The following is a 22,969-nucleotide window of genomic DNA, read 5'->3' on the forward strand; positions in this document are numbered from 1 at the left end:
GAAGCGGGCTGAAGCTGCGCGCTTCGCTCGCTGCGGGGCCGCGCTCACGGGACATCCCTGTCCCTTCGCGCGGGCGCGGTCTCCCTGACCGCGCCCTTCGGCCATCCTTGCTCGCTCCAGTGCTCGCCGGCATCCAAGGGGGTGGAAGAACTCGTGTCTCTTCCTCTTGCCCCGTAGCGCGAGCCGAGCATCGCAGCGAGCAAGCCAAGCCGAAGGGCGCCGCCAGGACGGCGGCGCCTTCACACGCGAGGCAGGGATGCCTCGTGTGTGAAGCTGCGCGGCGAGCGAGAAGCGCAAGGCAGGTGCCGCTTCGGCACCCCGCGCTCCGGGTGAGCGGTTTTGGCGACTTTTGCCAAGACAAAAGTCGCCCGCCGCCGGGAGGCGGCGGAACGGATTTGGACAGGGATGTCGTTTCTCTTAAGCACCCGCCATGAAGACGGCGCGCACGCCGTCCACCACGTATTGCACCGCCAGCGCCGCCAGTATCACGCCGAACAGGCGGTCCATCACGTTCGCGCCCGTCTCCCCCAGGAACTTCATCAGCTTGCCTGCCACCATCAGGCAGGCCAGCGTCAACGCCAGGATCGCGAGCAGCACGCCGATGAGCGCGCTGAAGTAGGCCGGGTTGCCACGGCCCTCCCCCACCATGAGCAGGATGGTGGTGAGCGCGCCCGGTCCCGCGATCAGCGGGAAGGCCAGCGGGAACACCGAAATGTCTTCCTTGTGACGCGCTTCTTCCTGCTCACGGCCGGTGGTGGAGCGCCCGCCGGAGTGGCGCGCGAACACCATGTCTAGCGCGATCAGGAACAGCAGGATGCCGCCGGCGATGCGGAAGGCCGGCAGCGTGATGCCGAGGGTGGTGAGCAGCCAGTCGCCGATGAACGCGAACACCAGCAGGATCGCGGCCGCCAGGGCCGTGCCCTTGAAGGCCATGCGCCGCCGGTACAGCTCTCCGCCGCCGCGGGTCAGGGCGCCGAACATGGGGGTGACGCCCACCGGGTCTATGACCACCAGCAGCACCACGAACATGTTGAGGATCTTGTCCAGCGTCATCCGCCCCCCTGGAATCTCGAACCATTACACCAAGCTACAGGGCTTTTGTGAACCGGGCCTGAGCGCCGCATCTGTCAAATGCGCGGGAGGCTTGCAAGGCGCGCATTCTGGTCCTATAACTTTAGCAAGTGCAGCACGCGCTGCGGCCGATAACCAACACCGAAAAAGAGACCGCACCCCGCGCACGTCATCAACAGCAGGTCGGGGCCGTGGAAAACATGATCGAACAGGAACCGGTGACACCGCCCACGGTGGGCGAGTGGTATGCCGATCCGCAGGGCACGCTCTTCGAGGTGGTCGCTGTGGACCAGGACGACGGCACCGTGGAGGTGCAGTACTTCGACGGCACCGTCGAGGAACTGGACGCGGACTCATGGGAGGAGATGCGTCCCAAGCCCAGCGATCCGCCGGAGGACTGGTCCGGCTCCATGGACGTGGAGCGCGAGGACTACGGCGTTGACCTGGACGACAGCGACCGCGGCCTGTGGGCGAACCCTCTCGACAATCTCGATCTCTGACAACCTGCGGGTCGTTCGCCGCATGCGGCGAACCCCTTGGACAACTGGATCGTTGAGCTAGGCCGGTTCCGGCCCGTACACCACCACTTCACCATCTTCCACCGCCGCCGGCAGCCGCTCCAGCGTCTGCCCCAGCGCCGCGCCCGCGACGCAATGCCCATCGGCAGGGTCGAACAGCGCGCCATGGCCGGCGCACATGATGAGCGTGCGGTCCTTGGTGAGGAACGCATCCTCCTTCCAGTTGAGGAAGCGCCCGGCATGCGGACAGAGGTTGCGGTAGGCATGCACTGCGGCGCCGTGGCGCACCAGGAACCACTCGTCCGGGATCGCCGCGCCGGGGAAGGAGAAGCCGCGCGCGCCCGGGTCCGGGATGTCCTCCAGGCGGCAGACGACGTGGCGTGAGGGGCGCGGGGTATCCATGGTCATGCGGTCACGCTATTGGCAGGGACGGCGCTTTCTTCTATCGTCGGCATCCTGCTCGCATCAGGGAGGCCGCGATGTTCGCCACCCCCGACGAGGCGGAGGAGGCATTCTACACCGCCTTCGCCAACACCAATCTCGACGCCATGATGGCGGTGTGGCTCGACAGCGACGCCATCACCTGCGTGCACCCGGTGGGGCCGCGCATCGGCGGGGCGCAGGCGGTGCGCGCGAGTTGGGCTGAGATCTTCCGCAACAGCGGCGGCCTGCGCTTCAGGCTCGGCGAGGTGAACCGCACGCAGGACGCGCTGCTCGCGATACACGTGCTGCACGAGCACATCATCGTGCCCGGCGAGGCCGGCGAGCGGCCGCCGACGGTGGCCACCAACATCTACCAGCTCACCAAAGAGGGCTGGCGCATGATCCTGCACCACGCCTCGCCGGTGGCGACGGCTGCAGCTTCGCCAAAAGCGAAGCTGCACTGATCCGAATCCTGGAAATCCATCCCTGGATTTCCAGGATCGGCGGGTCCGGTACGGGCCCGTACCCGCTTTCTGTTCCGCATCCTGCTCCACAGAAAGTCCAGTCCCTACGTCCCTGTAGGGACGTTCGCGGCGGGCGCACTGCTCACCCGCCGAACCGAGCACCCCGTGCTCGGTTCGCGCGCGATGCTTCCCTGCATCGCGTCTCTCCATCATGAATTGTTGGATTCGGGCGCTGGCGCCGCAGGCACGGCCGGCCGGCGCAGCATCCACAGCACCAGCAGGAAAGCCGGCAGCCCGATGAGCGCGGTGTAGTAGAAGAACTGCCGGTATCCCAGCGCATCCACGATCTTCCCTGAGAACCCCGCCAGGCCCTTGGCGGGGAAACTCCACAGCGTGCCGAACAGCGCGTACTGGGTCGCGGTGTAGGCGCTGTTGGTGAGGGAGGACATGTAGGCGATGAAGGACGTGCCGGCGATGCCGTTGGCCACGTTGTCCAGGCTCACCGCCGCCGCGAACCAGGCCACGCCGGGCTGGATGCCGGCGATGTAGCCGTAGAAGAGGTTCGCCGCCGTCAGCAGGAAGAGGCCCAGCAGCATGGTGCGCAGGATGCCGATCTGCACCACCAGCACGCCGGCCGTGAGCGCGCCGATGAGGGTCATGATGATGCCGTAGAGCTTGGAGACCACGGCGATCTGTTCCAGGCTGAAGCCCATGTCGAGGTAGAAGGGGTTCGCCATCACGCCCATGGTCATGTAGTTCAGGCGATAGGTGACGATGAGCACCAGGATGGGCAGCGCAGCGCGCCAGCCGTTGCGGGCGAAGAAGTCCATGAACGGGCACACCACCGCGCCGATGAGCCAGGCCACCGCCTGGCGCGGCGCCTCGGGCCAATGGGCCGAGCGCGCCAGGAATTCCACCACCCGCTGCTCCCGCGCCAGCGTGCCCCGGTCCATGTGCGTCTCGGGTTCGGCGATCACGAACACCGTGACCATGCCCACCAGCACCAGCGCGGCCATCACGCAGTAGGCTGCGGTCCAGCCCGCCTGCGCGGCCGCGGTGAGCGCGCCGGCGCCGGCGCAGATGAGCGCGACCTGGTAGCCGGTCTGATAGGCCGCCGCCATGCCCGCCTGCTTGTCCGCCGCCACCGCCTCGATGCGGTAGGCGTCCACGGCGATGTCCTGGGTGGCGGCGAAGAAGGCGGTGCCCACGGCGAGCAGCGCCATGTGGGCCGGGCTCGCGGCGGGATCGGCGTAGGCCATGAGCAGGAGGCCCGCCATCACGCCGCACTGGGCTAACAGCATCCAGCTGCGGCGGCGCCCGAGGCGCGCGAGCAGCGGCAGCTGCAGCCGGTCCACGAAGGGCGACCAGAAGAACTTGAGGGAATAGGCGAAGCCGACCCAGGCGAAGTAGCCGATGGTGCTGCGGTCGATGCCCGCCTGCTTGAGGCGTGCCGCGAGGGTGGTGAGTACCAGCGCGAAGGGCAAGCCGGAAGAGAAGCCCAGGAACAGCATGGCGCGCACGCGGGGCTCGGCATAGATGGACAATGCCTCCCGCCAGCGCGCCACGAGCCCCATCACAGGTCGTAGTCCATGATGAGCGGCGCGTGGTCGGAGAAGCGCTGGTCCTTGTATATGGTGGCCTTGCGCACCTTGTCGCGCAGTCCCGTCGAGATCACCTGGTAGTCGATGCGCCAGCCCACGTTCTTGGCCCAGGCCTGGCCGCGGTTGGACCACCAGGTGTACTGCTCGGCGCGCAGGTCCACGACACGGAACGCATCCACGAAGCCGGCGGGACCGAACAGCTCGTCCAGCCAGGCGCGCTCATGGGGCAGGCAGCCGGAGTTCTTCTGGTTGCCCTTCCAGTTCCTGATGTCCTTCTCGGTATGCACGATGTTCCAGTCGGCGCAGATGACATACTCGCGCTTCTTCTTGCGCAGCGACTTGAGGTAGGGCATGAAGGCCTTGAGGAAGCGGTCCTTGGAGGCCTGGCGCTCGGGACCGGCGGAGCCGGAGGGCAGGTACAGCGAGACCACCGAGAGCTTGCCGAAGCGCGCCTCGAGGTAGCGGCCCTCGTCGTCGAACTCCTTCACGCCGAAGCCCTTGATCACCTCGTCCGGTTCCTCGCGCGCGTAGAGCGCGGTGCCGGCGTATCCCTTCTTCTTGGCGTCGAAGTAGAAACAGTGGTGGCCGTCGGGGCGGAACATGGGGTCGTCGAGCTGGTCTTCCTGGGCCTTGGTCTCCTGCAGGCAGACCACGTCAGCCTTCTGCTTGCGTAGCCAGTCGAAGACGCCCTTGCGGGAGGCGGAACGCACGCCGTTGACGTTGAGGGTGATGATGCGCATGGTTGGGCCCTGGAAAGCTCGGTGTATCATACCCGACCGAATTTCCCCGACGGATGCTCCATGAAGGATTACCAGCGAGAGTTCCTGGAGTTCGCCCTCGCGCGCGGCGTGCTGCGCTTCGGCGAGTTCACCCTCAAGTCCGGCCGCAAGAGCCCGTACTTCTTCAACGCCGGCCTGTTCAACAGCGGCGCGGCGCTCGCCGCCATCGGCCGGAGCTACGCCCAGGCGGTGGTGGATTCCGGCATCGGCTTCGACATGCTGTTCGGCCCGGCCTACAAGGGTATACCGCTCGCCACCGTCACGGCGGCGGCGCTCGCCGAACACCACGGGCTCGACCTGCCCTACTGCTTCAACCGCAAGGAGGCGAAGGACCACGGCGAGGGCGGCAACCTGGTGGGCGCGCCCTTGAAGGGCCGCGTGCTGATCGTGGACGACGTGATCACCGCCGGCACCGCGGTGCGCGAGGCGGTGTCCATCATCCGCGCCGCCGGCGCGGAGCCCGTGGGCCTCGTGATCGCGCTGGACCGCCAGGAGCGCGGCCAGGGGCAAGTCTCCGCGGTGCGGGAGGTGGAGCAGGAGCATGGCATGCGGGTGGCCGCCATCGTGCGCCTCGCGGAGTTGCGCGACTGGGTGGCGGCGCGGCCCGACATGTCCGCACCACTCGCGGCCATCGACGCCTACCGTCAACAATACGGGGCCTAAGGCGTTATACTTTTTCGCATGTCCCACGGGGATGACGCAGCCATGAAGACCTCACGCATCCTGCTCCTCGGCGCCGCCCTGCTCCTCGCGGCGGGCGCGGCCTACGCCGGCGGCAACTCCAAGACCAAGCTGTACAAGTGGGTGGACAAGAACGGCGTCACCCAGTACGGCAGCAGCATCCCGCCCGAGTACGCCTCGCAGGAGAGCCAGCAGCTCAACAGCCAGGGCATGGTGGTGAAAACGCAGGATGCGCAGAAGACGCCGGAGCAGCTCGCCGCCGAGGCCCAGGCGAAAGCCGAAGCCGACCGCCAGGCCGAAGCGCTCAAGGAGCAGAAGAAGCGCGACAAGGTGCTGCTGGACACCTACACCTCGGTGGGCGACATGGAGCGCGACCGCGACAGCAAGCTCTCCGCCATCGACGCCCAGATCAACGTGCTGAACGGCAGCATCACCAGCGTGCAGAACGCGCTGGCGGACTTCCAGGAACGCGCCAGCGAGCTCACCGCCAAGAACAAGCCGGTGCCGGCGGACCTGCAGAAGCACGTGGAGAGCTCCCGGCAGCAGCTCATCCTGAACCAGCAGCAACTCCTGCAGCAGCAGCAGTACAAGCAGCAGATGTCGGACCAGTTCAAGGCCGACATCGCCCGCTACAAGGAATTGACGGCACCCCAGCCCGGCGGCTGAACCGGACGTGTGAAAACAAAACGCCGCCTCAGGGCGGCGTTTTCGTCTCAGGCCTTGGGAAGCTCAGTGCTTGCCGGAGTGACCGAAACCACCTGCTCCGCGCTTCGATTCTTCGAACTCCGACACAACCTCGAACTGGGCATGGGCCACCGGCAGGATCACCATCTGCGCGATGCGCTCGCCCGGGTTCACGGTGAAAGCCTCCCTGCCGCGGTTCCAGCAGGACACCAGCACCTCGCCCTGGTAGTCGGAGTCGATGAGGCCCACTAGGTTGCCGAGCACGATGCCGTGCTTGTGGCCGAGCCCCGAGCGGGGCAACAGCACCGCGGCATAGCCCGGATCGCCGATGTGGATGGCGATGCCGGAGGGGATGAGCGCGCTGTCGCCGGGTTTGAGGGTGAGAGGCTCCTCGAGGCAGGCGCGGATGTCCATGCCGGCGGAGCCGGCGGTGGCGTGCTGCGGCAGCGGGAACTCCTTGCCGACCCGGGGGTCCAGGATCTTGAGCTTCACGATGGGCATGTCCGGTCCTACTTGCGTCGTTCGATGATGGTGCGCACGAGCTCGCGCGCCAGATCCAGTTTTGAAGCGGAACCGAGCTCCCGCTCACCGTCTTGCCAATAGAGGGTGAGCGTGTTGTCGTCCCGATCGAAACCCTTGTCCTTTCCGACCAGGTTAGCTGCGAGCAGGTCCAGCTTCTTTTTCTTCAGCTTCTCGCGGGCATGGGCCGCGAGTTTCTCGGTCTCCGCGGCGAAGCCCACGAGGTAAGGCCGCGATTTCAGCGCCGCCACCTCGCCCAGGATGTCCGAGGTGCGCGCGAGCCTGAGCTCCAGGGAGGCGCCCGTCTTCTTTATCTTCTGAGGCGCGGCGCGCTTCGGCGCGTAGTCGGCGACGGCGGCGGCGGCGATGAACACGTCCGCCTGCTTAACCCGCTGCATCACGGCGGCATGCATCTCGGCGGCGGTCTCCACGTCCACGCGCCGCACGTCGCGAGGCGTCACGAGGTGTACCGGCCCCGCCACCAGCGTGACCTCCGCGCCTGCCTCGGCGGCGGCACGCGCCACCGCGAAGCCCATCTTGCCGGAACTCCTGTTGGAGACGAAGCGCACCGGGTCCACCGGCTCGCGGGTGGGGCCGGCGGTGACCAGCACCTTCACGCCCTTGAGCGGCAACTCCGCGCCCGCGAGCGCGGCCACGATGTCGGCGGGCTCCAGCATGCGGCCCATACCCACCTCGCCTTCGGCGAGTTCGCCCGCCACCGGACCGAGCAGGCGCACGCCGCGCGCCTTCAATGCCGCGACGTTCTGCTGCGTGGCGGCGCTCTCCCACATGGCCCAGTTCATGGCCGGCGCCACCGTGAGCGGCGCCTGGGTGGCGAGGCAGAGGGTGGTGAGCAGGTCCGTGGCGAGGCCCTGGGCGAGGTGCGCGATGCAGTCGGCGGTGGCGGGCGCGACGAGCACGGTATCGGCCCAGCGGCCGAGCTCGATGTGGCCCATGGCGTGCTCGGCCGCCATGTCCCACAGCTCCGAGCGCACCGGCCGGCCGGTGAGGGCCTGGAAGGTGAGCGGCGTGACGAAGCGCTGGGCGCCGGCGGTCATGACCACCTGCACTTCGGCGCCCGCCTCCTTCAGGCGGCGCGCGAGGTCGGCGCTCTTGTAGGCGGCGATGCCGCCGCTCACGCCGAGGAGGATCTTGCGGCCCTTGAGCGCGCCCACGTCAGCCCGCCTTGAGGGTGACACGCGCGAACTTGCGCTTGCCGACCTGGATCACGTGGGTCCCGCCCGCCTTGAGCTTCACGCTGCGGTCCGCGGCCTTCTCGCCATCCACCTTGACACCCCCCTGTTCCAGGAGCCGGTTCGCTTCGGAGCCGCTGGCCACGAGCTGCGCCTGCTTCAGGAGTTCCACGATGCCGATGCCATCGGCAGGCGCGGCCAAATGCAGCTCGGGCATGTCCTCCGGCAGCGCGCCCTTCTGGAAGCGCGCCACGAACTCCTCCTGCGCCGCCTTGCCAGCGGCGGCGCCGTGGAAGCGCGCCACGATCTCCTGGCCCAGCAGGAACTTGATGTCGCGCGGGTTCGCGCCGTCCGCGATCTGCTTCTTGAAGCCCTCGACCTCCGCCAGCGGGCGGAAGCTCAGGAGCTCGAAGTAGCGCCACATGAGGTCGTCGGAGATGGACATGAGCTTGCCGAACATCTCGTTGGGCGGCTCGTTGATGCCGATGTAGTTGCCGAGGGACTTGGACATCTTCTGCACGCCGTCCAGGCCCTCCAGGATCGGCATGGTGAGGATGACCTGCGGCTTCTGGCCGTAGTGCTCCTGCAGGTGGCGCCCCATCAGCAGGTTGAACTTCTGGTCGGTTCCGCCGAGCTCCACGTCGGACTTCAGCGCCACCGAGTCGTAGCCCTGCACCAGCGGATACAGGAACTCGTGCACGGAGATGGGTTCGCCGGCCGCGTAGCGCTTGCTGAAGTCGTCCCGCTCCAGCATGCGCGCCACCGTGTACTTGGCCGCGAGCTGCACCAGGCCCGCGGCGCCGAGTTCGTTCGTCCAGCGCGAGTTGAAGTCGATGCGCGTGCGCTTCGGGTCCAGGATCTTGAACACCTGCGCCTCGTAGGTGCGGGCGTTGGCCTGAATCTCCTCCGGCGAGAGCGGCTTGCGCGTCACGTTCTTGCCGGTGGGATCGCCGATGAGGCCGGTGAAGTCGCCGATCAGGAAGATGACCTCGTGGCCGAAGTCCTGGAAGCGGCGCATCTTGTTGAGCAGCACCGTGTGGCCGAGGTGCAGGTCCGGCGCGGTGGGGTCGAAGCCGGCCTTCACCCGCAGCGGACGCCCTTCCTTGAGCCGCGCGGCCAGCTCCGCCTCGGGCAGGATCTCGTCGGCGCCGCGGGCGAGTTCCGCGAGCTGTTCGGCGGGGGTCGGCATGGTCCCTTGGTTCCTCAAGGCCCCTGGGGGGCGCTTTACCAAAATTTTACAGTTCCCTGAGGCGCATTTCCCGCGTAATTCAGGCACTTAGGGCGGATTCGGGGATTGACCCTAAACACTTAAACAGGCTACTGTCAGAGTCCATTTTCCGAGGGATGCCGCGGTGGACCAGCAGTTTGAATCGGGCGCCGATTATAAGCCAGGCCTGAAGGCCAAGCTGCGCGCGCGCCGCCGCTATTGGGTGATGCTGGGCGTCACCCTCGCCGCCGCCGGCGTGTTCCCCTATTTCGCGCCGGTACCGGCCACCGCAAGCTTCACCCCGAGCATCGCGCTCAGCCCCGTGCCGGCCCCGGCCAGCCTGGCGCCGCCGCTGCCGACGCTCACCAGCGTGAGCTTCAAGGTCGCGAACGGCGACACCCTGGCCCAGCTCTTCGCCGACCGCAACCTGGACCGCGCCGACCTCGCCGCCATCATGGCCGCCGGCCGCGGCACCGAGCGCCTGAAGCGCATCCTGCCGGGCGACGTGATCCGCGTGCAGTACACACCGGACGCGCACATCCAGACGCTGCGCGTCCAGTACGACGAAGGCCACATGCTGAACGTGGCGCGTGACGAGGCCGGCAACTTCGTCCCCAACCTCGACGTGATTCCGACCACCTACATCGACTCGTACGCCCACGGCGTGATCGAGAACTCGCTGTTCGACGCCGCCGGCCGCGCCGGCCTCGCCGACGGCACCACCATGCAGCTCATCCAGCTGTTCGCCTGGGACGTGGACTTCGCCCACGACATCCAGAGCGGCGACAGCTTCACGGTGCTGTACCAGAAAGTGCAGCGCGCCGGCCACGCCACCGTGGATGGCCCGATCCTGGCGGCCGAGTTCAAGACCGGCGGCAAGGACTACCGCATCGTGCGCTTCACCGACCCCGCCGGCCACAGCGGCTACTACACGCCGGAAGGCAAGAGCATCCGCAAGGCGCTGATGCGCGCGCCGGTGAGCTACAGCCGCATCTCCTCCGGCTTCACCACCCATCGCAAGCACCCGATCCTGGGCTACAGCCGCGCCCACCAGGGCGTGGACTACGCCGCTCCCACCGGCACGCCGATCAAGGCCGCCGGCGACGGACGCGTGACCTTCGTCGGGCTCAAGGGCGGCTACGGCAAGTGCATCATGATCGACCACGGCGGCGGCTACAGCACGCTGTACGGCCACATGTCGCGCTTCAGGAAGGGCATGCACGCCGGCCTGCACGTGAGCCAGGAACAGGTCATCGGCTACGTGGGCATGACCGGCCTCGCCACCGGCCCGCACCTGCACTTCGAGGTGCACGTGAACGGGGCGCCGCGCAACCCGCGCACCGTGCAGCTGCCGAACGTGGCGCCGGTGACCACCCAGTACCTGGCCGACTTCAACGCCTCCACCAAGAGCCTGTTCGCCCAGCTCTCCGGCGGCGACACCCGCCTCGCCGGCGCGCCCGCCTCCGCCGGCGCCGAGACCGCCGTCGCCCACTGACGGGCGCGGCTGCATGGCCGACCTCTACATCGGGCTCATGTCCGGCACCAGCGCCGACGGCATCGACGCGGTGCTGATGGCCTTCGATCCCGCGCCGCGCCTCGTCGCCACCCATTTCACGCCCTACGCCGGCTCGGTGCGGGAGAAAGTGCGCGCGCTCTCCCAGGGCCGCCACGCGGGCGATCCTGTGGACGAGCTGGGCGCGCTGGACACCGAACTCGGCGAGCTCTTCGGCGCCGCGGTGCTGGCGCTGCTCGAGGATGCGAAGACCGAACCCAGGGCCGTGCGCGCCATCGGCAGCCACGGCCAGACCGTGCGCCACCGCCCGCGCATCGCACACCCCTTCACCGCCCAGATCGCCGACCCCAACATCATCGCCGCGCGCACCGGGATCACGGTGGTGGCGGACTTCCGCCGCCGCGACGTGGCCCTCGGCGGCCAGGGTGCGCCGCTCCTGCCGGCCTTCCACCAGGTAGCCTTCGGCAGCGCGGCGGAACAACGGGTGGTGGTGAACGTGGGCGGCATCGCTAACGTGACGCTGCTGCCGCCCGCGGGTCCGGTGCGCGGCTTCGACACCGGCCCCGGCAACGTGCTGATGGACTGGGTGTGCCGCGAACGGCTCGGCCAAGCCTACGACTCGGACGGCGCACATGCGGCCCGCGGCGAGATCGACCGGCCGTTGCTGGCGGTGCTGCTGGAAGATGCCTACTTCAGCCTGCCCATCCCCAAGAGCACGGGACCCGAGCACTTCAACCGGGAATGGCTGGAGAAGGCGCTCGGCGGCAGGGCGCTGAAGACGGAAGATCTCCTGGCCACGCTCACGGAACTCACGGCCCGCAGCGTGGCCGAGCAGGTGCACGAGCACGCACCGGAGGCGAGGCACGTCTACGTCTGTGGCGGCGGCGCCCACAACACCCAGCTCATGGCGCGCCTTGCCTCGCAGTTCCCCTCGGTGCCGGTAGAGAGCACCGCCGCCCTGGGGCTGGATCCGGACTGGGTGGAGGCGGCAGGCTTCGCGTGGCTGGCGCAGCGCACCCTCGCGGGACAACCCGGCAACCTGCCCACGGTCACGGGTGCGGCAAAGGCGACGATCCTCGGCGCGATCTATCCTGCTTGAAATAAAAAAGCCGCTCGAAGCGGCTTTTTTATTTGAATCTCTTTTCTTCTCAGACCGTGAAAGATGAGCCACAACCACAAGTGGTGGTGGCGTTGGGATTGCGGATCACGAATTGCGCTCCCTCCAGGCCTTCGCTGTAGTCGATCTCGGCGCCGGCCAGGTACTGGAAGCTCATGGGATCCACGAGCAGCGTCACGCCGGAGTTCTCCACCCGGGTGTCTCCGTCCTCGCTCTTCTCGTCGAAGGTGAAGCCGTACTGGAAGCCGGAGCAGCCGCCGCCGGTGACGAACACCCGCAGCTTGAGGGCCTGGTTGCCCTCCTCGTCGATGAGCTGCCGCACCTTGCGGGCCGCGGCGTCGGTGAAGATCAGGGTCTCGGTCTGGGTTTCCATGTGGCCAATTATAACTCAGCCGCGCTTGGCTTCGGGTTCGGCGGATTTCTTGGGGTTATGCACCGCCAGCGCCGGGCCGGCCGGCTTGTGCACCAGCTTGCCGTTGACGGTGGCGCCCACCGCGATCTGGATCAGGTTGTAGTACACATCGCCCGTGATGCGCGCCTCGGGGCCGAGCTCGAGCCGCTTGTCGGCGTGCACGTCGCCTTCCACGGTGCCGTTGACGACGAGCACCGGTACCTTCACCTCGCCGCGGATGGTGCCGTGCTGGCTCAGGCTCAGCATGGAATCGGAGCCTTCCTCGGCGTGCACGTTGCCGCGGATCTCGCCGTCCACGTGCAGCCCGCCCTTGTAGCGCAGGTCGCCGTCGATGCGGCTGTTCTTGCCGATGAGCGTGTCGATGCGCGCCCGGGTCTGCTTGTTGTCGCCGCTGCTGAACATGACTGCTTGCCTCGCTATGACGTGACGGCGCCGGAGCCGCCGGACCAATCGAAATTCTGCTGCACGGCCTGGTGGCCGCTCTCCTGGGCGGTGACCTCCACGCGCCCGGGCGTAAAGCCTTGCGGCAGCAGCACGTCGCCCTCCAGGCTCTGGAAGTACTGGAACGCGAAACTGGCCGGGCCCTTGCCGCTGGGGGAGATCTCGCGCGCGTCCAGGGTCACGGCCTTGCCGTCCTGCACGCCGTATATCTTCAGGTAGACGCTGCCGGCGATCTTGAGCTCGCGGGTGCGTACCTGGGTCAGCACCAGCCGGTAATGCCACAGCCGCGGTGCGCCACCGTTGCCGAAGCGCAGGCTCTGGACCCTGAGGCCCTGTTCGCCTTCACCCGGGGAGACGATGCCCTTGTAGAAGGCCACCTCCTCCTGCAGGTCGGACTGCTTGCGCTGCAGTTCCTCGAGGGTGGCCTGGATCTCTTGGCGTGCGCTCTGGTCCACGTCGCGCTGGCGTTGCAGCGCGGTGATCTGGTCGTTGAGCGCCTCGGCGCGCTCCTGCGCGTCGTCGAGCGAGTCCTGCAGCGCCACCGCCGCCTGGCGGTCGTAGCCGGCGCGGTACTCGCCGTAAGCGAACGCGCCCCACAGCGCCAGCAGCATGGCGGCCGACCCGCCGGTGACGGCGAGCCAGGTCCGGTGCGGACGGTGGTGCTTGACGACGAGTCTGGTCATGGACGGAATCCCCAGTCGAATGACCATGTTACGCGCGGCCCGGGGACGGCGCCAGCGCCCCGCGGTGCTAGGATTGGCGCGGCCCGCACCGGGCCGTCCGACGCCTGAGGCCCCGCATGCTCTGGGTCAAAGCCCTGCACCTGTTCTTCGTCATCTCCTGGTTCGCCGGCCTGTTCTACCTGCCGCGGCTGTTCGTGTACCACGCGGACACGCGCGACGCAGTGGGCCACGCGCGCTTCACGGTGATGGAGCGGCGCCTCTTCATGATGATGAGCCTGGGCGCGATCGGCAGCGTGGTGTTCGGACTGTGGCTGATGTTCGGCTGGTGGTGGCCTGCGCCGCTCTGGCTGCACGCGAAACTCGGTCTCGTGGCGCTGCTGCTCATCTACCACATGCTCTGCTTCAAGCTGATGCGCGACTTCCGCGCCGGCAAGAATGCGAAGAGCGCGCGCTTCTACCGCATCTTCAACGAGGTGCCGGCGCTGATCCTGCTCGCGGTGCTGTTCCTGGTGGTACTGAAGCCCCTGTGAGGCGAGCGCTGCGCTGGACGGGCGTAGTCCACGCCGACGCCTCTCGTAGATAACGGTCCGGGGGCCGGGCGCGCGTAGAGTGATGGCGGCGCGCGGACGCCTTATATCGGCCCCCTCCGGACAACAGTCACGAGTGAGAATCATTGTCATTTAGGTTCTCTTAGGGTAGACTACAAATGAGAATTAATCTCATTTGAAACGAACCAGGATGCCCGTCATGATCCGCCGCGCCGCCCTCGCCGCCGCCCTCTTCGCCTTCGCCGCCCTGCCGGCGCTCGCGGACGGGCCGATCCGCATCGAGATCAGGAACCAGGCCTTCGCGCCGGCGGAGATCCATATACCGGCGGGCGTGAAGGTGCAGCTCCTGATCGCGAACGGCGACGACCTGCCGGCGGAGTTCGAGAGCACCGACCTCTCGCGCGAGATCGTGGTGCCGGGGCACCGCGAGGTGAAGCTGTTCATCGGCCCGCTCGACCCGGGCCGCTACCGCTTCTTCAACGACTTCCACCAGCAGTCCGAGGGCTGGGTGATAGTGGACGCCAAGCGGTAGAGCTGCACCCTCATGCTCGCCACCGCCATCATCGTGTTCCGCGAGGTCATCGAGGCCGCGCTCATCGTCGCGATAGTGATGGGCGCGAGCCGGGGCATCGCCGGGCGCGGCCGCTGGGTCAGCGCCGGCATCGGGCTCGGGCTCGCGGGCGCGGCGCTGGTGGCGGCCTTCGCCGACGTCATCACCGGCGCGTTCGAGGGCAACGGCCAGGCACTCCTCAACGCCGGGGTGCTGCTGGCGGCGGTCGGCATGCTGACCTGGCACAACGTCTGGATGAGCTCCCACGGGCGTGAGCTCGCGGCCGAGGTGAGGAGCGTGGGCCATGCGGTGCAGGCCGGCAACAAGCCGCTCACCGCGCTCATGGTGATCACCCTGGTCGCGGTCATGCGCGAGGGCTCCGAGGTGGTGCTGTTCCTGTGGGCGATCGGCACCGGCGGCTCCGACGGCAGCATGCTGCTCGGCGGGCTGGCCGGCCTCGCCGCCGGCGTGGCGGTGGGCACGCTGATGTACTTCGGGCTGCTGGGGATCCCGCTCAGGCATTTCTTCAGGGTCACGGGCTGGCTGGTGCTGCTCATCGCCGCTGGCCTGGCGGCCCAGGCGGCGGGCTTCCTGAACCAGGCGGGCCTCCTGCCGGCGCTCGGCACCAGCCTGTGGGACAGTTCACGTCTCCTGGACCAAGCCAGCACCGCGGGCAAGATGCTGCATACCCTCATCGGGTACACTGCGCGGCCTTCCGGCATCCAAATCTTGTTCTACCTGGGGACCGTGGTCCTCATCCTGGCGCTCATGCGCTGGGCCAGCCGGCGTCATGACGGCGCCGCGCGTCCGGCCTGAAGCCGCGAAGTCACGCACTAAAAGGTCTTGTCTTGGGGAAACGCATGTTCAACCGACCGCTACTGACCGCCCTGCTCGCCGCCGCCGCACTGTCCGGTGCCGCCGCGGCGCGGGCCGACGACTTCATCGTCTACTCCGCCTACGTCTCCGACGGACAGAGCGAGGTGGAGGTGCGCGGCCACCAGCAGTACGACGGCGACCCGGCGCTGGACACCGAGCGTGCCTACAACGTAGCGCTGGCCCATGCCTTCACGCCCTGGTGGCATGCCGAGGTGTATCTCGGCAGCTACGAGCGCGCGCCCGGCGGCGCCAACACGCTGGAAGGCTACGAGTTCGAGAACATCTTCCAGCTCACCACCCAGGGCCAGTACTGGGCGGACCTGGGGTTCATCGCCTCCTACGAGTACAACGCGCTGCCGGGTGAGCCGGGCGTGGTGGAGTTCGGCCCGCTGTTCGAGAAGCAGGCCGGCCCCTTCAACCACCGGCTCAACCTCATCTGGGAGAAGCAGGTGGGCGGCGGCGCCGAGGGACGCTACGAGTTCCGCGCCACCTACGCCGGCATCTACCGCACGGAGTCACACCTGGCGCCTGCCGTGGAGGCGTACTACCGCCCGGCGGACGACAGCCGCCAGATCGGACCGGCGCTGTACGGCGAGATCCCGACCGCCGGCGGCGACGAATTCGAGTTCAGCGCCGCATTCCTGGTGGGCCTGAACCGCGGCGCCGCGGACCGGACGCTGGTTTTCCGCATCGAGTACGAATTCAACTGATTTATACGGAAAAGCCTTTCTCGCTGCGCAGTCCTGCTCCGCGAGAAAGCCCTGAGCAGCCTTCCTGGCCGCTCGCCCGGCGCGATGCGCCGGCCCCTGGCTTTTCCTTGCACGCTCGTCGCGGAGTTAATCCGCGACGAGCGAGTCTTCTTCTCGTCGTGAGTCTTCTTCAAAGAAGGCAAAATCCCTTTACCTAACTTGCAGGCAGTCTTCTTTCGCCTGGCCTACCCACATTGATACATCTGGCCCGAGGCTTCATGCCGCCGAGGGTGGATAATGGCGTCCTGTTCGAGGAGAGTGCCATGTCCGACACCACCTGCATCCGTCCCGCCACCGCGGCCGACGTGCCGCTGATCCTCTCCCTCATCCGGGAGCTGGCTGAGTACGAGAAGCTGCTGCATGAGGTCACGGCCACCGAGGCGGACCTCAAGGCTGCGCTGTTCGGCGCCCGTCCCTCGGCGGAATGCGTGATCGCCGAGCATGCCGGCAAACCCGCCGGCTTCGCGCTGTTCTTCCACAACTTCTCCACCTTCCTCGGCAAGCCCGGCATCTACCTCGAGGACCTGTACGTGAAGCCGGAGCTGCGCGGCAAAGGCATCGGCCGCCGGCTGCTCGCGCACCTCGCCGCGCTCACGCTGCAACGCGGCTGCGGACGCTTCGAGTGGGCGGTGCTGGACTGGAACGCGCCGGCCATCAAGTTCTACCAGGGCCTGGGCGCGAAGATGATGGAGAGCTGGAAGATAAACAGACTGACTGGAGAACCACTGAAACGCCTAGCGGCAGAAGACGGTGCAGGGACGCACCGTGCGTGAATCAAGCACGTAGTGCTTGATTCAACGGAGGCGAGTCCGGGCCTGTACCGGACTCGCCGAGTCTGCAAACGCTACATGGAAGTGGCGTTTGCAGAGATAAATACGGATCAACCGGCTCACGGGCGAGCCGCTCAAGAAGCTGGCAGCGGAAGTCTAGCGCTTGCTGCGCCGGCGGCGCGCGACGCGCCGCACCACCGGAGCCGGCGGCGCTCCCTGGGGGAACAGCGCGGGCGCGAGTTCCGTGAGCGCATCCCGGTATACCGCGCGCTTGAAGAAGATCACCTCGCTCAGGGGGTGCCAGTAGTCCACCCAGCGCCAGTCGTCGAACTCGGGTTCGGGGCCCGCGTCGAAGCGCACCTTCGGCTCCGGGTCACGGAAGCGCAGCAGGAACCAGCGCTGCTTCTGGCCGATGCATTTGGGCTCGGTGTCATGGCGCTGGTAGCGCGGCGGCAGGCGATAGTGCAGCCAGTCGCGGGTGGCGCCGATGAGCTGCACCTGTTCGGGCTTCACGCCCACCTCCTCCTCCAGCTCGCGGTACAGCGCCTGCTCCGGCGTCTCGCCGGCGTGGATGCCCCCCTGCGGGAACTGCCAGCCGGCGCGCCCCACACGCCGCGCCCAGAACAGGCGGCCGTCGGCATGGCAGAGGATGATGCCGACGTTGGCGCGGAAGCCCTCCGCGTCGATCACCGTCCCGTCCGCATGCTGCTGGATGCCCATGGGCGTGAGTCTTCCACAAAGCCGCAGCTCCGGCAAAGCCGCACGGGGCCTTACGCTACAATCCGCCCGTGAAACTCGCGCTCTTCGACCTCGACCACACGCTGCTGGACGGCGATAGCGACGCCCTGTGGGGCCGCTTCCTGGTGGGCGAGGGCGCGGTGGACCCGGAGGAGTACCGGCGCGAGGGTGCGCGCTACATGGCCGAGTACCGCGCCGGCCGGCTCGACATCCATGAGTTCCTGGCCTTCGGCCTCAAGCCCCTGCGCGACAACACGCCGGAACGGCTGGAGGGATGGCGCACACGGTTCCTCGGCGAATGGGTGCGCCCGCGCATCCCCGAGGCGGCGCGCGCGCTGCTGGCGCACCACCGCGAGGCGGGCCACGTGCTCGCCATCATCACCGCCACCAACAGCTTCATCACCGCTCCCGTCGCCGCCGAGCTCGGCGTGCCGCACCTCATCGCCACCGAACCTGAGCGGGACGGCCCGCGCTTCACCGGCCGGGTGGCGGGTCCACCCTGCTTCCGCGAAGGCAAGGTCGCCAAGCTCGAGGCCTGGCTCGCGCACTCCGGCGCGGCGGCGCAGGAGACCTGGTTCTACTCCGACTCGCACAACGACCTGCCGCTGCTGGAGCGGGTGGACCATCCGGTGGCGGTGAACCCGGACGAAGTGCTCACGCGCGTGGCCGACGAGCGCGGCTGGCCCGTGCTCACGTTGCGGCGCGCGGCGGCCTGACATGCAGCAGCGTGCCGCGCTCCTCGCCTGGCTGCCCGCGCTGCTGGCGCTCGTGCTCGTGGCCTTCGGCGTCTCGCTCGCGGTGGGCAGCACCTCTCTCTCCTGGCATGAGCTATGGACCGTACTCACGGGCGGCGGCGATGACCTGAGCCGCACCGTGGTGATGGAGCTGCGCCTGCCGCGCGCGCTCAGCGCATTCGCGGTGGGCGGGCTGCTCGCGCTCGCCGGCACGCTCATGCAGGTGCTGCTGCGCAACCCGCTGGCGGACCCCTACATCCTCGGCGTCTCCGGCGGCGCCGCGGTGGGCGCACTCGGCGCCTTCCTGCTGGGCCTCGCGGGACTCTGGGTGAACGGCGGCGCCTTCGCGGGAGCGCTGCTCTCGACGCTGCTGGTGTTCGCGCTCGCCCATGGCCGCGGCGGCTGGACGCCGACCCGGCTCCTGCTCACGGGCATCGCCGTGGCGGCCGGCTGGGGTGCGGCCATCAGCCTGCTGCTGGTGATGGGCAGCGACGCCAGCCTGCACAGCATGATCTTCTGGCTGATGGGCGACTTCTCCTACCAGCCCGGCGGCAGGCTCGCGCTCGCCATGCTCGCGCTCGGCCTCGCGGTGTGCTGGCCGTTCGCGCGGCAGCTCAACGTGCTCGCGCGCGGCGAGACGCTGGCCGAGGCGCTAGGGATCGCGGTGCGCCCCTTGAGCCTCGCCATCTACACCGGTGCCTCGCTGTTCACCGCCGTGGCAGTGACGGAAGCGGGCGCCATCGGCTTCGTGGGCCTGGTGGTGCCGCACATGTTCCGCATGCTGGCCGGCGGCGACCACAGGCGCCTGCTGCCAGGCGCGGTGCTGCTGGGCGGCTGCCTGCTGATGCTCGCCGACACGCTCGCCCGCACCGTGGCCGCGCCGCGCCAGCTGCCGGTGGGGGTGGTGACCGCGGCGCTCGGCGTGCCGCTGTTCCTGTACCTGCTCAACCGCGCGCGGGGCCCGTTGTGAGTGCGCCGTTCCTTCAGGCACGCGGCCTCACGGTGGAGATCGCCGGCAAGCAGGTGTGCCGCGGCCTCGACTTCAGCCTCGCCGCCGGCGAGTGCATCGGCCTCCTGGGCGGCAACGGCGTGGGCAAGACCACGCTGCTGCACACCCTCGCGGGACTGAGGGTGCCCGCGGCCGGCGAGGTGCTGTTGGACGGCGCGCCGCTCACGGGCCAGCCGCGCAGGCGCGTGGCGCAAAAGCTCGGCTTGCTGATGCAACAGCCGGAGGACAGCCTGCCGGCCACGGTGCTGGAGACCGCGCTCATCGGCCGGCATCCGCACCTCGACTTCTGGCGCTGGGAATCCCACCGCGATGTCGCCATCGCGCGGCGCGCGCTCAAGAGCGCCGGGCTCGAGGGCCTGGAGCAGCGGGCGCAGACCGCGCTCTCCGGCGGCGAGCGGCGCCGGCTCGACATCGCCACCGTGCTGACGCAGGACCCGCAGGTGTTCCTGCTGGACGAGCCGGCCCACCAGCTCGACCTGCAGCACCAGATGGCGCTGCTCGGCCTGCTGCGGCGCCTCGCCGGGAACGAAGGCCGCGCGGTGCTGATGAGCCTGCACGACATCAACCTGGCGGCGCGCTTCTGCAGCGGCATCCTGATGCTGTTCGGCGGCGGAGAGGCGCTGTTCGACAGCTCGGAACGGGCGCTCACCGCCGAGAACCTGACCCGCCTCTACCGCACCCCGGTCACGGCGCTGCCCTGGGCCGGCGGGCGGGCCTTCATCGCGGGCTGATTCAGGCGGCCCGATACGGTATCCTTGGCCGCTGTCCTAGGGGCTTTCCTTCCATCCAGACCATGAGGCCTGAACGATGACCCGACTCCTCCGCACCCTGCCGTGGCTCACGGCCGCCGCCCTGCTCGCCGCCGGCTGCTCGCCGGACTCCGCTCCCAACCCGGACGTGAAGAAGGCCGTCGCGGCCTGCTACGCGGCGGGTGGCGAGGAGGTCTCCGCCATCCTCGGCGGCACGGTGGAGGCGAACCGCATGTCCGCCGACAGCGCGCCCAAGACCATCTGCGCGTACAAGGACGCCAAGAACACCACCGTGGCCCTGCTGCAGATCGAGAAGGGCGACAAGTACCCCGACACCGGCAAGGCGCTGGCGGACGACCAGAAGCAGGCCAAGAACCTGTTCTCCGGCAACATCAAGCAGCCGCAGTTCCACCCGGCCGACGGCTTCATGCCAGGCTCGTTCTACGGCGACATCACCCCGCGCTTCGACTCGCTGGAGGTGATGCTCGGCACCTTCGAGGGCGGCTACAAGCTCAACGTGGTGATCAACAACCCGAAGGACTTCGCCACCGGCGAGAAGCAGGCGGCGGACATCGCCCACAAAGTGTTCGAGAACATCCAGAGCGGGAAGGCCTACGCGACGCTGTAGGCATCCGCTCCGAATGCCGACAGGAAGCCCTGCCACTGGCAGGGCTTTTTGTTTGGTGCTTGACTCTTTCCCTCTCCCTCCCTAGAGTTCCTTCGCCTTCAGGCGTCCGCTTCACGGCGGCGTCGGGAAGCCGGTGCATCCTTCGGGATAATTCCGGCGCTGCCCCCGCAACGGTAGGCGAGACAAGGTGCCCCATGAAGCCACTGCGCTCTCGAGCGCGGGAAGGCGGGACACCCAGGGATGCAAATCCCGCTCGCGAGCCCGGAGACCGGCCTGCAGGAGGGAGCCACAAGCTCCCAAGTCCGGCATTGCGGTGGGCGATGCGCGCGGGTCGCGCCATCGCTCCCTCGCCTTCTCTCCCCACGACGCCGGTTTCCTCTGAAGCGTTTCGCGCAGCGGGCGTGCTGCGTGGGAGAGACACATGCAAACTTCGCTCAAGCTGGGCGGCGCCGTGGCGCTGCTCCTGTCCCTGTCCGTCACCGCCTTCGCCGATGGCTCACCGGATACGGTGAGCCCGGACACCGTGCAGCTCGGCACCGTCAGCACCACCGCCACCCGCACCCCGCTGATCGCGGACGAACAGGTGGCGCCGGTGATCGTCATCGGCCCCGAGCAGCTGGAACTGGCCCAGGGCCAGGACGTGGGCGCGGTGCTGCGCCAGTACGCGGGCCTGGACGTGGCCCAGAACGGCGGCCCCGGCCAGCCCCAGTCGCTGTTCCTGCGGGGCACCAACAGCTTCCATACGCTGGTCATGATCGACGGCGTGAAGATCAACCCGGACAGCGGCTTCGGCTCGGCGCTGCAGAACATCCGCCTTAGCGACGTGGAGCGCATCGAGATCGTGAAGGGCCCGCGCTCGGCGCTGTACGGCTCCGACGCCATCGGCGGCGTCGTCAACATCATCACCCGCAAGGCCGCCCAGGGCCTGCACTACGACGCGCACCTGGGCGGCGGGCGCTACAGCACCTACGACGCCGGCGGCGGCGTGAGCTACGGCGAGGGCGGATCGAGCCTTGGCATCAGCGCCGACGACTACCACACCACCGGCTTCCCGGCGGTGGCGGGCACCGCGTTCGACAGCGGCAACCGGGACCGTACCCTGAAGCTCGACGGCCGCACCCAGCTCGGCGGCGTGAAGCTCTCGCTGGACCACTGGCAGAGCAAGGGCGACACCCAGTACACCAGCTTCGACCCGAACGATTTCACCTTCCCCTTCGACCTCATCCCGTTCGATGAGGGCTTCCAGGACGCCGTCACGGACGCGGGCCTGAGCGGCCATCCCACGGAGGCCTGGCTGAGCCAGCTGCACGTGAACCACATGCTGGACGAGATCGACCAGCGCCAGGTGGACCCGTTCAACTTCCCGGCGGCGCCGGACTTCGTGCACACCCAGCGCAATGCGGTGGACTGGCAGAACGACCTCAGCGTGTCGGACGATCAGCTACTGACGCTGGGCCTCTACACCGAGGCGGAGCATACCTCCACCCTCTCGTTCGGCACTCCCTACGACGAGAGCCATCGCGTGAACGCGCTCTACGCCGAGGACGACCTCGGCCTCGGCGCCCACCGCCTCGTGCTGGCGGGCCGCGACACCCACGACCAGGAGTTCGGCAACCACTTCACCTGGAACGTGGACTACGGCTACGATCTCTCCGCCGCCACCAAGCTCACCGCCGGCGCCGGCACCGCCTTCCGCGCGCCCACCGCGGCGGAGCGCTTCGGCTTCGGCGGCAATACGGGCCTTCAGCCCGAGACCTCCCGCAACCTGGAGACGGGCCTGCGCCAGAAGTTCGGCGCTTCCCAGGAGCTCGACGTGAGCCTCTTCCAGGACACGCTTGAGGACCTGATCCTGTTCGTGCCCAGCGGGACCTTCGGCGGCGCGCTGCAGAACGTGGGCCACGTCCGCGTGCGCGGCGTGGAACTGACCTACTTGCTGGACTTCGGTGCCTGGAACTGGCGCAGCGACGCCATCATCCAGGACCCGCGCAACACCGACACGGGCACCACGTTGCCGCGCCGCGCCAAGCGCACGCTCACCTCGAGCCTCGCCTGGCACGACGGCGTGACCAGCGCAGGCCTGAACCTCCTGCTCACGGGCCCGCGCCCGGACGGCGACTTCAATTTCGGCTTGCCGGTGACGGACGGCGGCTATGGGCTGCTGGGCGCGAGCGTGCGCCGGAACTTGGGGTCCGGCTTCGGCCTGCTGCTGCGGGTGGACAACCTGCTGGACAAGCAATACCAGACCGCCAACGGCTACAACACCGCCGGGCGCTCACTGTTCCTGCAGTTGGAATACAGCAGCCACTGAGCGG

27 protein-coding genes and 1 riboswitch are annotated in these 22,969 nt (G+C 68.3%); of the genes, 16 read left to right on the forward strand and 11 right to left on the reverse strand.

The genetic code is table 11. The annotated features are described in order from the left end of the window. Nucleotides 1-417: 417 nt before the first annotated feature. A complete protein-coding gene (locus tag VF651_00970; GenBank protein HEX7964259.1) occupies nt 418-1,053 on the reverse strand; it encodes a MarC family protein in 636 nt (211 codons plus the stop codon). 218 nt (nt 1,054-1,271) lie between these two features. Between VF651_00970 and VF651_00975 the strand changes: the two genes are divergently transcribed. Continuing rightward, nucleotides 1,272-1,571 carry a DUF6763 family protein gene (locus VF651_00975; GenBank protein HEX7964260.1) on the forward strand — a complete coding sequence of 100 codons (300 nt, stop codon included), beginning with the start codon at nt 1,272-1,274 and terminating at the stop codon, nt 1,569-1,571. Nucleotides 1,572-1,628: 57 nt separating this feature from the next. Here the strand turns inward: VF651_00975 and VF651_00980 are convergent, their stop codons facing one another. After that, on the reverse strand, nt 1,629-1,997 hold the full coding sequence (locus VF651_00980; GenBank protein ID HEX7964261.1) for a Rieske 2Fe-2S domain-containing protein: 369 nt from the start codon (nt 1,995-1,997) through the stop codon (nt 1,629-1,631). 71 nt (nt 1,998-2,068) lie between these two features. Between VF651_00980 and VF651_00985 the strand changes: the two genes are divergently transcribed. After that, nucleotides 2,069-2,476, forward strand: coding sequence for a nuclear transport factor 2 family protein (locus VF651_00985; GenBank protein ID HEX7964262.1), 408 nt, complete (start codon nt 2,069-2,071; stop codon nt 2,474-2,476). A 209-nt stretch (nt 2,477-2,685) separates the two neighbouring features. Here VF651_00985 and VF651_00990 read toward each other — a convergent pair whose 3' ends face one another. After that, complete coding sequence (locus VF651_00990; protein ID HEX7964263.1) at nt 2,686-4,050, reverse strand: MFS transporter; 1,365 nt, start codon at nt 4,048-4,050, stop codon at nt 2,686-2,688. Next, nucleotides 4,050-4,817 carry an exodeoxyribonuclease III gene (locus VF651_00995; protein HEX7964264.1) on the reverse strand — a complete coding sequence of 256 codons (768 nt, stop codon included), beginning with the start codon at nt 4,815-4,817 and terminating at the stop codon, nt 4,050-4,052. Before VF651_00995 ends, VF651_00990 begins: the two co-directional genes overlap by 1 nt. A gap of 60 nt (nt 4,818-4,877) precedes the next feature. Between VF651_00995 and pyrE the strand changes: the two genes are divergently transcribed. Both pyrE and VF651_01005 read left to right on the forward strand, forming a co-directional pair. Next, on the forward strand, nt 4,878-5,519 hold the full coding sequence (gene pyrE, locus VF651_01000) for an orotate phosphoribosyltransferase (protein ID HEX7964265.1): 642 nt from the start codon (nt 4,878-4,880) through the stop codon (nt 5,517-5,519). Between the two features lie 42 nt (nt 5,520-5,561). Continuing rightward, nucleotides 5,562-6,203, forward strand: coding sequence for a DUF4124 domain-containing protein (locus VF651_01005; protein ID HEX7964266.1), 642 nt, complete (start codon nt 5,562-5,564; stop codon nt 6,201-6,203). 63 nt (nt 6,204-6,266) lie between these two features. Here the strand turns inward: VF651_01005 and dut are convergent, their stop codons facing one another. Genes dut through tyrS form a run of 3 tightly spaced genes read right to left on the reverse strand, consistent with a single transcriptional unit; the run spans nt 6,267 to nt 9,122 of the window. Next, complete coding sequence (gene dut / locus VF651_01010; protein HEX7964267.1) at nt 6,267-6,722, reverse strand: dUTP diphosphatase; 456 nt, start codon at nt 6,720-6,722, stop codon at nt 6,267-6,269. Between the two features lie 8 nt (nt 6,723-6,730). Further along, complete coding sequence (gene coaBC, locus VF651_01015; GenBank protein ID HEX7964268.1) at nt 6,731-7,915, reverse strand: bifunctional phosphopantothenoylcysteine decarboxylase/phosphopantothenate--cysteine ligase CoaBC; 1,185 nt, start codon at nt 7,913-7,915, stop codon at nt 6,731-6,733. Nucleotide 7,916: 1 nt separating this feature from the next. Next, nucleotides 7,917-9,122: a tyrosine--tRNA ligase gene (gene tyrS / locus VF651_01020; protein ID HEX7964269.1), complete on the reverse strand. Its 1,206-nt coding sequence runs from the start codon at nt 9,120-9,122 to the stop codon at nt 7,917-7,919. A 163-nt stretch (nt 9,123-9,285) separates the two neighbouring features. Between tyrS and VF651_01025 the strand changes: the two genes are divergently transcribed. Both VF651_01025 and VF651_01030 read left to right on the forward strand, forming a co-directional pair. Continuing rightward, a complete protein-coding gene (locus VF651_01025) occupies nt 9,286-10,635 on the forward strand; it encodes a peptidoglycan DD-metalloendopeptidase family protein (GenBank protein HEX7964270.1) in 1,350 nt (449 codons plus the stop codon). 13 nt (nt 10,636-10,648) lie between these two features. Beyond that, entirely contained in the window at nt 10,649-11,752 is a 1,104-nt protein-coding gene (locus VF651_01030; GenBank protein ID HEX7964271.1) for an anhydro-N-acetylmuramic acid kinase, read from the forward strand. Nucleotides 11,753-11,801: 49 nt separating this feature from the next. On the opposite strand, the gene erpA is transcribed toward VF651_01030, so the two are convergent. The 3 genes from erpA to VF651_01045 are packed head-to-tail and all read right to left on the reverse strand — an operon-like array spanning nt 11,802 to nt 13,306. Further along, the gene (gene erpA / locus VF651_01035; protein ID HEX7964272.1) at nt 11,802-12,143 is read right to left on the reverse strand and encodes an iron-sulfur cluster insertion protein ErpA; all 342 of its coding nucleotides are present in this window, start codon (nt 12,141-12,143) and stop codon (nt 11,802-11,804) included. A 15-nt stretch (nt 12,144-12,158) separates the two neighbouring features. Beyond that, on the reverse strand, nt 12,159-12,584 hold the full coding sequence (locus tag VF651_01040; protein ID HEX7964273.1) for a polymer-forming cytoskeletal protein: 426 nt from the start codon (nt 12,582-12,584) through the stop codon (nt 12,159-12,161). A 14-nt stretch (nt 12,585-12,598) separates the two neighbouring features. Further along, complete coding sequence (locus tag VF651_01045) at nt 12,599-13,306, reverse strand: DUF6776 family protein (protein ID HEX7964274.1); 708 nt, start codon at nt 13,304-13,306, stop codon at nt 12,599-12,601. 116 nt (nt 13,307-13,422) lie between these two features. Here VF651_01045 and VF651_01050 point away from each other — a divergent pair, with 116 nt between their 5' ends. The 5 genes from VF651_01050 (at nt 13,423) to VF651_01070 (ending at nt 16,802) form a co-directional block, all read left to right on the forward strand. After that, on the forward strand, nt 13,423-13,836 hold the full coding sequence (locus VF651_01050) for a CopD family protein (GenBank protein HEX7964275.1): 414 nt from the start codon (nt 13,423-13,425) through the stop codon (nt 13,834-13,836). 217 nt (nt 13,837-14,053) lie between these two features. Next, the gene (locus tag VF651_01055) at nt 14,054-14,386 is read left to right on the forward strand and encodes a cupredoxin domain-containing protein (GenBank protein ID HEX7964276.1); all 333 of its coding nucleotides are present in this window, start codon (nt 14,054-14,056) and stop codon (nt 14,384-14,386) included. A gap of 12 nt (nt 14,387-14,398) precedes the next feature. Beyond that, the gene (locus VF651_01060; GenBank protein HEX7964277.1) at nt 14,399-15,220 is read left to right on the forward strand and encodes an FTR1 family protein; all 822 of its coding nucleotides are present in this window, start codon (nt 14,399-14,401) and stop codon (nt 15,218-15,220) included. 44 nt (nt 15,221-15,264) lie between these two features. Next, nucleotides 15,265-15,990, forward strand: coding sequence for a hypothetical protein (locus tag VF651_01065; protein HEX7964278.1), 726 nt, complete (start codon nt 15,265-15,267; stop codon nt 15,988-15,990). Nucleotides 15,991-16,292: 302 nt separating this feature from the next. Next, nucleotides 16,293-16,802 carry a GNAT family N-acetyltransferase gene (locus tag VF651_01070; GenBank protein HEX7964279.1) on the forward strand — a complete coding sequence of 170 codons (510 nt, stop codon included), beginning with the start codon at nt 16,293-16,295 and terminating at the stop codon, nt 16,800-16,802. A 153-nt stretch (nt 16,803-16,955) separates the two neighbouring features. On the opposite strand, the gene VF651_01075 is transcribed toward VF651_01070, so the two are convergent. After that, nucleotides 16,956-17,519 (reverse strand): RNA pyrophosphohydrolase, encoded by a 564-nt coding sequence (locus tag VF651_01075; protein ID HEX7964280.1) that lies wholly within the window; start codon nt 17,517-17,519, stop codon nt 16,956-16,958. Nucleotides 17,520-17,587: 68 nt separating this feature from the next. On the opposite strand from VF651_01075, the gene VF651_01080 reads away from it, so the two are divergent. From VF651_01080 to VF651_01100, 5 genes are all read left to right on the forward strand, one after another. After that, nucleotides 17,588-18,253, forward strand: coding sequence for an HAD family hydrolase (locus tag VF651_01080; GenBank protein ID HEX7964281.1), 666 nt, complete (start codon nt 17,588-17,590; stop codon nt 18,251-18,253). A 1-nt stretch (nt 18,254) separates the two neighbouring features. Beyond that, nucleotides 18,255-19,241: an iron ABC transporter permease gene (locus VF651_01085; protein HEX7964282.1), complete on the forward strand. Its 987-nt coding sequence runs from the start codon at nt 18,255-18,257 to the stop codon at nt 19,239-19,241. After that, the gene (locus VF651_01090) at nt 19,238-20,011 is read left to right on the forward strand and encodes an ABC transporter ATP-binding protein (protein ID HEX7964283.1); all 774 of its coding nucleotides are present in this window, start codon (nt 19,238-19,240) and stop codon (nt 20,009-20,011) included. Before VF651_01085 ends, VF651_01090 begins: the two co-directional genes overlap by 4 nt. Before the next feature lie 76 nt (nt 20,012-20,087). Continuing rightward, on the forward strand, nt 20,088-20,657 hold the full coding sequence (locus VF651_01095; GenBank protein ID HEX7964284.1) for a hypothetical protein: 570 nt from the start codon (nt 20,088-20,090) through the stop codon (nt 20,655-20,657). Between the two features lie 83 nt (nt 20,658-20,740). After that, nucleotides 20,741-20,949, forward strand: a riboswitch (cobalamin riboswitch). 129 nt (nt 20,950-21,078) lie between these two features. After that, the gene (locus VF651_01100) at nt 21,079-22,965 is read left to right on the forward strand and encodes a TonB-dependent receptor (protein HEX7964285.1); all 1,887 of its coding nucleotides are present in this window, start codon (nt 21,079-21,081) and stop codon (nt 22,963-22,965) included. Nucleotides 22,966-22,969: the final 4 nt, after the last annotated feature.

The organism is Gammaproteobacteria bacterium, from assembly GCA_036383255.1.
Lineage (GTDB): Bacteria > Pseudomonadota > Gammaproteobacteria > Natronospirales > REEB76 > DASUBN01.

What these genes read in the sequence shown, in the direction of transcription:
- VF651_00970 (HEX7964259.1), bottom strand. Translation starts at nt 1,053, where the DNA reads ATGACGCTGGACAAGATCCTCAACATGTTCGTGGTGCTGCTGGTGGTC.
- VF651_00975 (HEX7964260.1), top strand. Translation starts at nt 1,272, where the DNA reads ATGATCGAACAGGAACCGGTGACACCGCCCACGGTGGGCGAGTGGTAT.
- VF651_00980 (HEX7964261.1), bottom strand. Translation starts at nt 1,997, where the DNA reads ATGACCATGGATACCCCGCGCCCCTCACGCCACGTCGTCTGCCGCCTG.
- VF651_00985 (HEX7964262.1), top strand. Translation starts at nt 2,069, where the DNA reads ATGTTCGCCACCCCCGACGAGGCGGAGGAGGCATTCTACACCGCCTTC.
- VF651_00990 (HEX7964263.1), bottom strand. Translation starts at nt 4,050, where the DNA reads ATGGGGCTCGTGGCGCGCTGGCGGGAGGCATTGTCCATCTATGCCGAG.
- VF651_00995 (HEX7964264.1), bottom strand. Translation starts at nt 4,817, where the DNA reads ATGCGCATCATCACCCTCAACGTCAACGGCGTGCGTTCCGCCTCCCGC.
- pyrE (HEX7964265.1), top strand. Translation starts at nt 4,878, where the DNA reads ATGAAGGATTACCAGCGAGAGTTCCTGGAGTTCGCCCTCGCGCGCGGC.
- VF651_01005 (HEX7964266.1), top strand. Translation starts at nt 5,562, where the DNA reads ATGAAGACCTCACGCATCCTGCTCCTCGGCGCCGCCCTGCTCCTCGCG.
- dut (HEX7964267.1), bottom strand. Translation starts at nt 6,722, where the DNA reads ATGCCCATCGTGAAGCTCAAGATCCTGGACCCCCGGGTCGGCAAGGAG.
- tyrS (HEX7964269.1), bottom strand. Translation starts at nt 9,122, where the DNA reads ATGCCGACCCCCGCCGAACAGCTCGCGGAACTCGCCCGCGGCGCCGAC.
- VF651_01030 (HEX7964271.1), top strand. Translation starts at nt 10,649, where the DNA reads ATGGCCGACCTCTACATCGGGCTCATGTCCGGCACCAGCGCCGACGGC.
- erpA (HEX7964272.1), bottom strand. Translation starts at nt 12,143, where the DNA reads ATGGAAACCCAGACCGAGACCCTGATCTTCACCGACGCCGCGGCCCGC.
- VF651_01040 (HEX7964273.1), bottom strand. Translation starts at nt 12,584, where the DNA reads ATGTTCAGCAGCGGCGACAACAAGCAGACCCGGGCGCGCATCGACACG.
- VF651_01045 (HEX7964274.1), bottom strand. Translation starts at nt 13,306, where the DNA reads ATGACCAGACTCGTCGTCAAGCACCACCGTCCGCACCGGACCTGGCTC.
- VF651_01050 (HEX7964275.1), top strand. Translation starts at nt 13,423, where the DNA reads ATGCTCTGGGTCAAAGCCCTGCACCTGTTCTTCGTCATCTCCTGGTTC.
- VF651_01055 (HEX7964276.1), top strand. Translation starts at nt 14,054, where the DNA reads ATGATCCGCCGCGCCGCCCTCGCCGCCGCCCTCTTCGCCTTCGCCGCC.
- VF651_01060 (HEX7964277.1), top strand. Translation starts at nt 14,399, where the DNA reads ATGCTCGCCACCGCCATCATCGTGTTCCGCGAGGTCATCGAGGCCGCG.
- VF651_01065 (HEX7964278.1), top strand. Translation starts at nt 15,265, where the DNA reads ATGTTCAACCGACCGCTACTGACCGCCCTGCTCGCCGCCGCCGCACTG.
- VF651_01070 (HEX7964279.1), top strand. Translation starts at nt 16,293, where the DNA reads ATGTCCGACACCACCTGCATCCGTCCCGCCACCGCGGCCGACGTGCCG.
- VF651_01075 (HEX7964280.1), bottom strand. Translation starts at nt 17,519, where the DNA reads ATGGGCATCCAGCAGCATGCGGACGGGACGGTGATCGACGCGGAGGGC.
- VF651_01085 (HEX7964282.1), top strand. Translation starts at nt 18,255, where the DNA reads ATGCAGCAGCGTGCCGCGCTCCTCGCCTGGCTGCCCGCGCTGCTGGCG.
- VF651_01095 (HEX7964284.1), top strand. Translation starts at nt 20,088, where the DNA reads ATGACCCGACTCCTCCGCACCCTGCCGTGGCTCACGGCCGCCGCCCTG.
- VF651_01100 (HEX7964285.1), top strand. Translation starts at nt 21,079, where the DNA reads ATGCAAACTTCGCTCAAGCTGGGCGGCGCCGTGGCGCTGCTCCTGTCC.